Annotated in this window: 9 protein-coding genes; 7 read left to right on the plus strand and 2 right to left on the minus strand. The window is 49.6% G+C overall.

The features are described 5' to 3' along the window. Nucleotides 1-89: 89 nt before the first annotated feature. The 5 genes from aspS (at nt 90) to AAIH57_RS15370 (ending at nt 8,410) form a co-directional block, all read left to right on the plus strand. Nucleotides 90-1,868, plus strand: coding sequence for an aspartate--tRNA ligase (aspS, locus tag AAIH57_RS15350; RefSeq protein ID WP_430022188.1), 1,779 nt, complete (start codon nt 90-92; stop codon nt 1,866-1,868). A gap of 18 nt (nt 1,869-1,886) precedes the next feature. After that, entirely contained in the window at nt 1,887-2,645 is a 759-nt protein-coding gene (locus tag AAIH57_RS15355; RefSeq protein WP_430022190.1) for a tRNA threonylcarbamoyladenosine dehydratase, read from the plus strand. Between the two features lie 244 nt (nt 2,646-2,889). Beyond that, complete coding sequence (locus AAIH57_RS15360; protein WP_430022192.1) at nt 2,890-4,188, plus strand: NCS2 family permease; 1,299 nt, start codon at nt 2,890-2,892, stop codon at nt 4,186-4,188. Nucleotides 4,189-4,256: 68 nt separating this feature from the next. Beyond that, nucleotides 4,257-6,035 (plus strand): ABC transporter ATP-binding protein, encoded by a 1,779-nt coding sequence (locus AAIH57_RS15365; RefSeq protein ID WP_430022194.1) that lies wholly within the window; start codon nt 4,257-4,259, stop codon nt 6,033-6,035. Nucleotides 6,036-6,223: 188 nt separating this feature from the next. Beyond that, nucleotides 6,224-8,410 carry a HelD family protein gene (locus AAIH57_RS15370; RefSeq protein WP_430022196.1) on the plus strand — a complete coding sequence of 729 codons (2,187 nt, stop codon included), beginning with the start codon at nt 6,224-6,226 and terminating at the stop codon, nt 8,408-8,410. A gap of 282 nt (nt 8,411-8,692) precedes the next feature. On the opposite strand, the gene AAIH57_RS15375 is transcribed toward AAIH57_RS15370, so the two are convergent. Together AAIH57_RS15375 and AAIH57_RS15380 are read right to left on the minus strand one after the other, a co-directional pair. Continuing rightward, nucleotides 8,693-9,634 (minus strand): DMT family transporter, encoded by a 942-nt coding sequence (locus AAIH57_RS15375; RefSeq protein ID WP_430022198.1) that lies wholly within the window; start codon nt 9,632-9,634, stop codon nt 8,693-8,695. After that, the gene (locus AAIH57_RS15380) at nt 9,631-10,374 is read right to left on the minus strand and encodes an SDR family NAD(P)-dependent oxidoreductase (RefSeq protein WP_430022200.1); all 744 of its coding nucleotides are present in this window, start codon (nt 10,372-10,374) and stop codon (nt 9,631-9,633) included. Before AAIH57_RS15380 ends, AAIH57_RS15375 begins: the two co-directional genes overlap by 4 nt. 136 nt (nt 10,375-10,510) lie before the next feature. Between AAIH57_RS15380 and AAIH57_RS15385 the strand changes: the two genes are divergently transcribed. Continuing rightward, nucleotides 10,511-11,398, plus strand: a complete 888-nt coding sequence (locus AAIH57_RS15385; protein WP_430022202.1) for a LysR family transcriptional regulator — start codon at nt 10,511-10,513, stop codon at nt 11,396-11,398. Between the two features lie 46 nt (nt 11,399-11,444). After that, entirely contained in the window at nt 11,445-12,752 is a 1,308-nt protein-coding gene (locus AAIH57_RS15390) for a replication-associated recombination protein A (RefSeq protein WP_175397183.1), read from the plus strand. The last annotated feature ends 26 nt before the right edge of the window (nt 12,753-12,778 follow it).

Consider the following 12,778-nt stretch of genomic DNA (forward strand, 5'->3'; position numbering starts at 1 on the left):
TAAACGCATCTTCACGCAACCGTGCTGTTGGAGTATTGGCCTTGGCCTGCTTGCACAGAACGGAAATTCACATAATGAGGAGTTTGGTTATGAAAAGAAGTCATCATTGCGGTGCATTAACAACCGCACACATCGGCGAAACGGTAACATTGAACGGCTGGGTACAGACCCGCCGTGACCTGGGAGGCGTACTGTTTATCGATCTGCGTGACCGCAGCGGAATTGTACAGGTTGTTTTCAACCCGGCTTACTCTGGCGAAGCATTGCAAATCGCAGACAGAGTACGTAGTGAGTATGTTATCGCGGTAACGGGTAAAGTCGTTAAACGTGACGAAGAGACCATAAACAAAAACCTGCCTACAGGCGAAATTGAAGTTCAAATTACGGAAATCGAAGTGCTGAACGCAGCAAAAACACCTCCATTCTTCATCGAAGATGGTGTTGAAGTCGACGAGTCGCTCCGTTTGAAATATCGTTACCTGGACCTGCGTCGTCCGGAAATGTACGAAACGTTGAAACTGCGTTCCAAAGCATCCAAAGTGTTCCGTGATTACCTGGATGGAGAAGAATTCGTTGAAGTGGAAACACCGATTCTGACCAAGAGCTCCCCGGAAGGTGCGCGTGACTATCTCGTACCAAGCCGTGTGCATGAAGGTGAATTCTTCGCCCTGCCGCAATCACCGCAAATTTACAAACAATTGCTGATGGTCGGCGGACTTGAGCGTTACTATCAGATCGCACGTTGTTTCCGTGATGAAGATTTGCGTGCAGACCGTCAACCGGAATTCACCCAAGTCGACATCGAGACTTCCTTCCTGCAGCAGGATGACCTGCTACCAATGATGGAAGAGCTGATGGCGAAATTGCTGCGTGAAACCAAAGGCATTGAGCTGGAACTGCCTTTCCAACGCATTACGTATGCAGATGCAATGGGTAAATACGGTTCAGACAAACCGGATTTGCGTTTTGGCATGGAACTGGTGGAAATGAACGATATCGTAGCGAACAGTGGTGTGAAAGTATTTGCTTCTGTCATTGAAAAAGGTGGAGAAGTAAAAGTGCTTAACGCCAAAGGCTGTGGAACATGGAGCCGTAAAGAGATTGATGATCTCGGACCATTCGCAGCACGTTACGGTGCAAAAGGATTGGCATGGATTCAAGTGAAAGACGGCGAGTTCAAAGGTCCAATCGTGAAATTCTTTACACCGGAAGAGATCGAAGCCGTGAAAGAACGCACAGGTGCTGAAGAAGGCGACTTGCTGCTCTTCTCCGCTGACAACAAAAAAGTAGTTGCTGACGTTCTGGGCGCATTGCGTCTGAAAATCGGTCGTCAACTCGGACTGATTGATGACAGCAAATTCAAATTTGCCTGGGTTGTGGACTTCCCACTCCTCGGATATGATGAAGATGCCAAACGTTATGTAGCAGAACATCACCCATTCACGCGTCCAAAAGACGAAGATGTGGCTCTGTTCGATACAGATCCGGGTGCAATTCGTGCTCAAGCCTATGACCTTGTTCTGAATGGTTATGAAGTGGGTGGCGGTTCGATGCGTATCTACAAACGTGATGTTCAGGAGAAAATGTTCGCTGCCCTGGGACTCTCTCCAGAAGTAGCCAACGAGAAATTCGGATACCTGCTCGAAGCCTTCGAATATGGAACGCCGCCACACGGCGGAATTGCCTTTGGTCTCGATCGTCTGGTGATGCTGCTGGCAGGCCGTACGAACCTGCGTGAAACGATTGCCTTCCCTAAAACGGCAAGTGCAACGGATCTGCTCATGAATGCACCATCTGAAGTGGATAATTCCCAATTGGAACAACTTCATATCCGTGTAGCCCGTAAACCGGTGGCGGAAAAGAAATAAAGGAGGCATCGATTCTCAATGCTCCATCAATTTTCGAGAACAGAACTGGCGATCGGACCGGAAGGTCTGAATGCCTTGAAAAATAGTACAGTCGCTGTGCTTGGTATCGGCGGCGTGGGCGGTATAGCCGTTGAAGCCCTCGCTCGCAGCGGGGTTGGACGCATCATCCTCATTGATAAGGATGTGGTGGACATCACCAATGTTAACCGTCAGATTCACGCTTTGACAACGACCGTGGGTCAGAAAAAAGCGGATCTGATGGTAGAACGGGTGAAGCTGATCAACCCCGAGTGTGACGCCATTGCGTTAAACATGTTTTACACGGAAGAAACGTATGAGGAACTGTTCAAATATGAACTGGATTACGTACTGGATGCATCCGACACGATCATCTACAAAATCCATCTCATTAAGGAATGCCTCAAACGTAACATTCCGGTGATCTCCAGCATGGGGGCAGCGAACAAAATGGACCCGACGAAATTCCAGGTTGCGGATATCTCCAAAACGTCCATGGACCCGATTGCCCGTGTGGTTCGCACCAAATTACGCAAAGAAGGCATCAAAAAAGGGGTCAAGGTGGTTTTCTCCACGGAGGAGCCATTAAAGCCGCGTGAGGATGTCACTCAGAAAATTGTTCCTGAGAACGCCCCTGAAATTCGCAAGGCCAAACAGCCGCCAGCGAGCAATGCTTTTGTTCCGCCGGTAGCTGGATTGATTATGGTCAGTGTGGCAGTCAAGGAATTGATTGAAAATGCAGAGAAAAAGCAGCAGTAACCTGTTGTGAAAGGAAAAGCGTAGGTACCGACAAGGTACCTGCGCTTTTTTTTGCATGGTCATCACATGTGAATACGGGCAAAAGAGCCAATCGAAGCCGCTATAAAAAGAGGCTCAAAACCTTAACAAATGTCAGGGTTACGTGATGTACTTCAACCCCAAAACCGTGTATGATATGTGGTGCTGCGCGAAATGATGATAAATACATAGAGAAACGGCAGCATGAGAGAGGGGAACGGAACGAATGAAACAAGGATGGATGACCAGACGTTTTGGCCTAGAGCCGGGAGATCAGTGGAAGAAGGAAATTGTGGCGGGGGCCATTTCCTATTTTGCCGTGGTGTATATCGTGATGGTCAATGCAACAATTCTGGCTGATGCCGGAATGCCGCTGCAGGCGGCTATGGTGGGTACACTACTGACATCTATTGCCGGTTGTTTGCTGATGGCCTTTGGAGGTAAATCGCCGATTATCGTTGTACCTGGAATGGGTATTAATGCGTTTTTCACCTACACACTCGTACATTCAATGAAACTGAGCTGGCAGGAAGCCTTGGCGGTTGTATCCGTCACAGGTGTGCTGTTTGCAGTTGTTGCATTTACGTCACTATATAAAATGATTAGCGAGGCTATTCCGAAGAACCTGCAGCATGGGATCACCGTGGGAATTGGTCTGTTCCTGACATTCATCGGTCTGCAAAAAAGCGGAATTGTTATCGCACACCAGACCACATTTGTGGCTATCGGACATTTTAATGATCCTGGAGTGATCACCGCCTGTGTTACTCTCGTAATCGCCCTGGTTCTATTTATACGCAATGTACAGGGCGGACTCCTGATCAGCATTCTTGCAGGGACAGGCCTTGCCTACGTACTCGGTGCTGTTAATCCTGGCGAATCTGTGTCAGCTATGGAAGCCTTGCGTCAATATGGTGGTTTGTTTGGGGAGCTGTCTCTGGTGAAACTGGCCGATGTGGCGTTCTGGATCGCAGTATTCCTGCTGCTGCTGATTGTTGTATTTGAAAATATCGGACTGATTACGGCTCAGACTCATCTGATTGGTCGTCCCCAACGGTTCAAGGGGAGTTTGCGTGCACTATCGATTAGTACCGTACTCGCCGGTGTATTCGGAAGCAGCCCTCCTGTGGCTGCGGCAGAGACAACTGCCGGGATTGCTGCAGGCGGACGCTCAGGGCTGACTCCTCTGGTTACAGCTGTACTTTTTGGAGCCACGTTTTTCTTTATTCCGCTGCTTGGTTACATACCAGACAGCGCGATTGCTCCCATTTTGATCATTATTGGCGGCTTGATGGTACAAAGTGTCAAGGATATGGATTTCGGTGATTTCACGGAGGCTTTTCCGGCTTTTCTGATTATGGTCATGATTCCATTTACATATAGCATCGTGGACGGCATGGCATTTGGATTCATTGCGTATCCGGCAGCGAAGCTGGCGGCGGGCAAGGGTAAGCTGGTGCCGAAGGTCATGTACGGTATTGCCATTCTGTTTCTGGCCAACTTTGTATTGCATGGGGTATTGTGAAAAATTAGAACGCACGACATGTCATACGTATGAATCGGGTAAGCATGTGGAGAACGGGAGGAACAGGGATGGAAGAGCAAGAACAAACTGAAGTAGTTGAACCGAAGGTAGGGAAAAAGGGATTCAAAGATTTCGTGAAGCTGATCGCCTCAACGCAGCCTCCCAAACTCATTTTGACTGTCGCGTTGATTCTGACACTCATTCAGACAACTGCCGGATTAATCGTTCCGCTGATGACCAAAGGTCTGATTGATGGACTGACGATGTCTGCACTCAATAAATCAGTCATTTTTCTGCTGCTCGGGGCATTTGTCATTCAGGCGATTGCTTCAGGTATCAGCATCTATATGTTGAACTATGCAGGACAACGGGTGGTTGCAACGCTGCGAACCAAGCTGTGGAACAAAGTGCTCTCCCTGCCGATGCCATATTTTGACCGAAACCGCACAGGTGACACGATGAGCCGGATCACGAATGATACAAGCCAGATTATGACGCTGATTGCGGATTATCTCGTTTCGTTTGTATCCAATATCGTGGCGGTCGTCGGCGGGGTAGCTCTGCTATTCTACCTGGATTGGGTCATGTCGCTCATTATTCTGAGCCTGGTACCACTGACGCTGCTGATTTTGCTGCCGGTTGGACGGAAAATGTACAAAATCTCCAGAAAGCAGCAGGATGAGATGGCTGGTCTTACCTCGGTGCTGAGCCAAGTCATTAGCGAGATTCGATTGGTAAAAGCGTATGGCACCGAACAGCAGGAAGCGGAAGCGGGACATTCACGGATTGGCAAGATGTTTGCTTTTGGTTTGCAGGAAGCGAAAATTTTGGCGTTAATCGGGCCGCTATTTACCTTTGTCATGACCGCTGTCTTGGTTGTCATTCTGGGCGTTGGAGGGATGCGGGTAGCATCAGGAATGCTGTCTCCCGGCGAACTGGTGGCATTTATCCTGCTGCTGTTCCAGGTCATTATGCCGATGGGGCAATTCACGACGCTATATTCCCGTTTGCAAAAAGTTGTCGGTGCAACCGAACGCATTCAGGCTATCCTTGCACATGAGGAAGAACCACGTCACAGTACAACGTCTGCTCCAAAGGGCAATGAGACAATTGCATTCAACAACCTGCATTTTTCCTATGTCACAGGGGAAGAAGTGCTGCACGGCATTAATCTGACCGTTCCGGCACGAAAAGTGACGGCGATTGTCGGTCCGAGTGGCAGCGGGAAATCAACACTTTTCTCGCTGCTCGAGCAGTTCTACCTTCCCGGTTCCGGTGCCATTACGTATGGAGGCCAAGCGATAACGGATTATTCACTCGCTTCCTGGCGCAGCAAGATCGGATATGTGTCACAGGAGAGTCCGTTAATGGCAGGTACAATCAAGGACAACATTACGTATGGTCTGGGCCGAGAGGCAAGTATGGACGAGATCCGGCATGCGGCAGACATGGCGTATTCTTCTGCATTTATTGATAAGCTGCCACAGGGTTATGAGACCGAGGTAGGGGAACGCGGAATCAAGCTATCTGGTGGTCAGCGCCAGCGTATCGCCATTGCCCGTGCACTGCTGCGCAGCCCGGATATTTTGATGCTGGATGAAGCTACCTCGAGTCTGGACAGTACTTCGGAGCATGAAGTTCAACAGGCTCTGTCCAATCTGATGGAAGGACGAACAACCGTTGTGATTGCACACCGTTTGTCCACGGTCGTGGATTCGGATCAGATTGTGGTATTGGAGCAGGGCCACGTAACTGGAACAGGAACACATGCGGAGCTGATCAGCACGCATCCGGTATACCGTGAACTGGCTCAAAAGCAGTTTGTTGCACAGGATGGGAAGCCCTGATCCGGGCTGGATTGATTAGAAAGCATAACCGTTGTTCATTCGTCTTCAAGGGACGGGAACAGCGGTTTCTTTCGTTTTCTCATCCTGTTAGCTGTAGCTTTTTGCACTTCAATATGATATAGTGGGTATCCTTTTGTGTCGTCAGATTGGCTATACAAAAAAACATATTCTTAGGAGGTAACTGAAACATGTCAGACAGCTTTCAAAGTGCCTATCAAGAAGAAGAGTACAGGTTAGAGCGAACGATGGAGGAAGTGGATCGTCAGCTGGAACGGCTGCAGAGCATTCCGGTGTATACCGGCCACGATTTCACAGAACAAGTGCTGGAAGCCGGACGCGAAGAGCGCCGTACCGCCTTGTCCAAGAGCGCGCAGCAACCCTATTTCGGACGCTTGGATTTCGAAGAACAGGGCAGCGGGGCACGGAAGCCGCTGTACATTGGCAAAGTCGGCGTAGACCGCGAAGAGGTGGGAGAGCATCCGCTCGTCATCGACTGGCGCGCTCCTGTCGCGAGCCTGTTTTACTCATTTACAGGAGGGGAAGCCTCCGCAACCTACGAAGCACCGGAAGGGCTGATTGAAGGCCTGGTCTATCTGAAACGCAACGTTGTCATCCGGCAGCGGATTTTGGAGCGTGTTGCAGATACATATAACCGGGATAGTGATCAGCCGGCGGTATCGGATGAGTTTCTCGTCTATCGGTTGGGAGAGAACAAGGATAACAAGCTTCGTGACATCGTATCCACCATTCAGGCAGAACAGGATCAGATCATTCGTGCGGCGAGAAACACTGCATTGATCATTCAGGGTGTGGCAGGTTCGGGAAAAACAACGGTTGCCTTGCATCGGCTCGCATTTTTGCTGTATCAGTACAAGGAGCAGGTGTCGGCGGAAAAAATGGTTATCTTCGCCCCCAACCACATGTTCCTCGATTACATCTCAGATGTGCTTCCCGAACTGGGGGTAGGGGATATTCAGCAGCGGACATTCCCGGATTGGGCTATGAGCCTGCTGGGGCTGGATATGCCTCTGGCGGACACGTCGGAGACACTGAATACCTGGTTTGAAACGCCGGAAGCCCGTCCTGAGTTGAACGATGATGTGCCTGGACGCTATAAGGGTTCAATCCGCTTTATGGAACTCATTCGGGAATGGCTGTCAGGCATGGAAGAGGAATCGGTGCCCGATCTGGACTTCAGTCCGTGGGACGGGGCCGTGCTCAGCAAGGCAGAGATCGAAAGCTGGTTCAGCGAAGAATATAAGCACTATCCGCTGGCAAAACGTAAAGAGCGGGTGATGGCGCGGATCCATCGCTGGATTGAGATGGAGCTCAAGAAGCCTTCTCCCGAAGCCGTTCGCAAGGAACGCAAAAAGAAAGCGGCAACCCGTGAAAAAGCCTATGCGAAAAAATGGCCGCAATATGAACCGCTTACGCTGTACAAACAGCTGTTCAAAGCCATTAAGGGTGGTTCAGTGCCGGCATCGCTAAGCAGTCTTATTCCCAAAGGCGTCATGAAGCAGACGGCAGCAGATCTGAAGCAGGATCTCATTCGTGAAGAGGATCTACCTGCTCTGGTGTATATTCATACGCTTATTCATGATATTGAAGGTTCGGAGCGATTTGATCATGTCGTGATTGATGAAGCGCAGGATTTCTCACCTTTTCACGTTGCTTTGCTGGATCTGTTCGTCAAAGGGCACTCCTTCACCATCCTGGGTGACTTGTCCCAAGGCATTCATGAGTATCGTGGTGTCCATGCGTGGGAAGAAATGAGTTCCTTGTTTCCGGAAGAGCAGAATGCCTACTTCGCCTTAACCCGGAGTTATCGTTCCACAATGGAAATTATTGATTACGCAAATACGATTCTGGAACGAGGTGTCAAAAGCGGAATTACGGCCATTCCTGTTTTCCGGAGCGGTGATCCGGTTCGAACGTTAGCCTACGAGGGTGAAGGGAGAACAAAGAGCCTTGAGCGTGCGCTGAAGCTGCTAACGGTCAAAGATTACCGCACGGTGTCCATTTTGACGCGTACCCTGCGTGAAGCGGTTGAACTTCACCGTGAACTTCTGGCTGCGGGCTGGGATCTGAACCTGATCGATGGCGGCAAAAAGCAGTACACCGGCGGCCATTCCGTTTTGCCTGTCTACCTGTCCAAAGGTTTAGAGTTTGATGCTGTTATTGTGGCAGATGCGGATGAGCAGCATTATCTGTCTAATGCGGGTGATGCCAAGCTGCTGTACGTTGGCTGTACACGGGCACTGCACGAATTGTGGCTGTTCCATGAAGGTGAACTGCCGTTCTATGCGGCAGCAACACACAATCCGGAAGGCGAGCCTGTAACGATTCAGGGCTGGCCAGACAGTGACACCAAGTGAACGTAAGCGAAGCTTGAAATATAACAATAAAAGGCATGACGTTTATGGGCAATTCCCATGAGCGTATGCCTTTTTTGTTTCAGCATTTTGCATCATTCGATTTCACTCGCTCCGGGGCACAATATATAGACGAATAGGACCATTTCGATCTATATATTAAAGATTGGAAGTCGCTTATGGGATTTATGAAAATGCTCGTTTGTATAAGTTTGTGTAAAACAGGCGCAGTTTCGCGAATAAGTGAAGCGAGCCTTTGATCAAACATTGATAGGGAATAGCTGTTTAACTTGCCGGCGAAGAACGCCGGGAGAGTTCTGATTGACGGTCTTCTTTTGTCATTCTGGATGCACGACGGTTGACGAGGAAAATGCCGACACCAATAAGTAAACCACCTGCCCCAACGACCCACTGTATCTGCTCTCCCAGCAGAATCCAGCTCGACAATACACCGAAGAAAGGTGCGAGGAATAAATAGGAACTGGTTTGGGCCGGATTACTGTGCTGCAGTAAATAAAACCAGAGTGAAAACTGGATGATGGAGCAAAAAAGCGTTAACCAGAGCAGCACCACAACCGAGGTGATGTTCAGCATAAAGTGAGGCTCTTCAGTCCATGCGCTCAGCAGAAGCAGCGCCGTACCTCCGGCCAGCATCTGGTAGGCAGTAAGCACAAAAGTATCGTAACGATCACCCCAGCGTTTAATGAGCAGCGTGGATACCGCGAAAGAGACTGCACCGCCAAATCCAATCCAGGTTCCGGGGCTAAAGCTCATATGCCAACCAAAGGTTAACATGATTCCTGCAAAACCGAGGATGACACCCATCCATTGACTGAAACGATAGGTTAACCCATACAGGAGAGCGCTGATGATAATGACTAACAACGGATTGGTAAACGTTATAATGGCAGATTCCCCGGATGTAATCCAGTTCATGCTGTAGTAGGCGCAGCCCATCACTCCTGCGGATTGGAACAGCCCGATTACGATTATTTTCAACCATGCGTGCCATCCGGTGGGTAAAGGGCGTTTACGTAGAATCAAGGCCATCAAGCCACCTGCCAGTACATAACGTAATCCCATAAGAAGGAAAGGTGGGGCATACAACATGCCTATCTTGCCAACCGGAAAAGAAGTCCCCATGATCAATGTCGTCAAAATGATCCCTAGTGTGTATTTTAATGGTTTCATAGTTGTGGATGTATCTTTATCATGACTGGAGTTCATAGGGTCTGGCCGCCATCTACGGTAATAAGTTGTCCGGTCATGGATGGCTGTTCAAGCGAAGCACATATCATGTGGGCAATATCCTCAGGCGAGGAAATTCTCTGCAATAACAACGAACCACCGAGACGATTCATTCGCTCCTCGTTTCCGGCCCACCAACGTGTTGCAACGGCGCCAGGAACGATGGCATTTACCCGAATGAGCGGTGAGAGTGCGTGGGCAAGAGATAAGGTCAGTCCATGAACTGCGGCTTTGGAGACTGCGTAAGGGAGGGAGGAGCCGGAACCTGTTCTGCCCGCAATACTGCCCAGGTTCACAATGGAGCCACCGCCTGCCTGCTGCATTCCTTCCTTCACTGCACGAGCGCAATAAAACATGCCTTTCACATTCACATCATACAATTCATTCCAGACATCATCCGTAACGGCTTCCAGATCGTGCAAGGGGATATGACGAGTAATTCCGGCATTGTTAACAAGGGCAGTTATGGGGCCATAGGTTTCGGTTACTGTAGTGACCATTCGCCGGACGTCCAAGTCATCGGCAACATTGGCCTGAACGGCGAATGCCTGCCCTCCTTCATCCAAAATGTGTTGAACCGTCTCTTCTGCTGCATCCTGCGAGCGGGAGTAATTGACAGCAACCAATGCTCCACGCCCGGCCAACAATAGGCTGACAGCACGGCCTATGCCTGTTCCACCACCTGTGATCAAAGCTACTCTGTTTTTCCAGTATGTCATGCTGAACACTCCTTATCATCATCCAGTCAGATGACTGGTTTGGGATCTACATGAATTGTAGTCCGGTTTACACATGAAGTATAATGATTGTTAATGAACTGGATATCATTTTAAATGATGTCAGAGTGGGGGGACCATGGAGAGCGGGGATCTTAGAATATTTCAATGTGTTGCACAGGAAGGGAATCTGACCAAAGCTGCTTCCAAGCTCGGGTATGTTCAATCCAACGTAACGGCACGAATCAGGCATCTGGAAGCCGAAGTGGGTACAACGTTGTTCATCCGTCACAACCGAGGGATGACATTATCTCCAGCCGGAGAGATGCTGCTGGCCTATGCGGATAAAATTATTGGTTTGCTGAATGAGGCATCCAAGGCGCTTCGGGCAACGAGCACGCCATCCGGGCCATTGCGTATAGGATCTACACAGACGGCGGCTGCGGTACGCCTGCCTGAACTTTTCTCCAGATATTATAAACAGTATCCGGACGTGTCTTTGTCACTGGCTACTGGCAATTCGCAAATGCTTATTGATCAAGTTATCGGGTATGAATTGGAAGGGGCGTTTATTGGTTGTTCCTGTGATCATCCCGAAATCGAGTCCATTGATGTATTCGATGAAGAACTGTTTGTGGTCTCGTCGGGTGTGGGGCAGGCGGAAGAACTTACACGCAAGCCAATCCTTGTCTACAGCATGGGGTGTTCCTACCGCCAAACGTTAGAGGAATGGCTGCTCTCCTGTGGGGTGAACCGTCCGGTGATTATGGAATTTGGTACTTTGGAAGCGATCATTAGCGGTGTGGCATCGGGGATGGGAATCTCGCTGTTACCAGAGATTGTGATTCGGCAGCAGATTGGAAATGGCACACTTCGCAAACACTCACTTCCCACCGGCATGAGCCGCATGATGACTCGTTTTATTACACGCAAGGATGCGTTTGTCAGCAGTGCCCTTGGCGCATTTATGGCTATGCTGCCGCAGGAATATGATATGATAGAGAGTGCTGATTGTTCAGACGTTTAGTTAAGCAGGATCTAGTATAGGTAATCCGTTAAGGAAGTGATGAGCATTGGATTTATTTTCGTTTCAACAGGATTCAAAGCCCCAGGCAAGACTGCTTGCTGATCGTATGCGACCAGAGCATCTTGATGAATATATTGGACAAGAACATATTATTGGACCCGGGAAGCTGCTGCGGCGTGCGATTGAAGCAGACCAGATTTCGTCCATTCTGCTCTACGGTCCTCCCGGCTGTGGCAAAACAACGCTTGCCCATATCATCTCCCAGCATACACAGGGACAGTTTGTTCGTCTAAACGCGGTGGATGCCTCTGTGAAGGATGTGCGTGAGGTCATTGAGCAGGCGCAGACCAACAAGCAGCTGTACGGAACAAAAACCATATTGTTCCTTGATGAGGTACATCGCTTCAATAGCTCCCGCCAGGATGCATTGCTGCCGGCTGTGGAGAAGGGCACCATTATATTTATTGGTGCTACGACAGAGAATCCGTTTCACTATGTGAATGGGGCCTTGATGAGCCGCTCCACCCTCTTTCAGCTCGAATCACTGAACAAGGAGCATTCACTTATTGCCATGCGTCGTGCGCTGGCTGATTCGGATAAAGGGCTCGGATTCATGGAATTGCAGGCAGACGATGAAGCCCTGGGTCACATTGCCACGATGGCTAATGGCGATATTCGGCGTGCCCTGAATGCTCTGGAACTCGCTGCATTAACCACACCGCCCGAGAAGGATGGCTCCATTCATATTACACTCGCCGTTGCGGAGGAGTCGATCCGACGTCCGATTGTGAAAGCAGATGAGTCCACCCAATATGATGTGCTGTCTGCTTTTCACAAGAGCATTCGCGGTTCCAGTGATGCTGCATTGTTCTGGTTTTTGTATGCAGTTGAGAAGCTGGGCATGGATCCGATGACGTTTATTCGTCGTCTGATTGCTGCGAGCAGTGAGGACATCGGACTGGCGAACCCCCAAGCGATGACTCAGGCTATTGGTGCACTGGATGCATACCGTAACAACGGATGGCCGGAAGCGAAGCTGAATATTGCGCAGGCAATTTTGTTCGCAGTAGAGAGTCCGAAGTCGAATGCAGTATACACTGCCATATCGAAGGCGATGAATGCGATCGATGAGGTTAAGTCGGCTGAGGTTCCGCTCCATTTAAGGGACACGCATTATTCAGGTGCTGTGAAGCTGGGACATGAAGGTTATCAATATCCGCATAACTACCCTGGCCACTACGTGAAGCAGGAGTACCTGCCCAAGCAGCTCTCACGGAGAGTATTCTATGAAGCAACGGAACAGGGCAACGAGTCGAAAATCAGGCTGAACCAACAGCGGCGAAGAGAGTTGTAATGTTGATGACCCGGGAGATGTGTACA

Origin of the sequence: Paenibacillus sp. MABNR03 (genome assembly GCF_050455445.1) — a bacterium.
In the GTDB taxonomy this organism is placed as follows: Bacteria; Bacillota; Bacilli; order Paenibacillales; family Paenibacillaceae; genus Paenibacillus; species Paenibacillus xylanilyticus.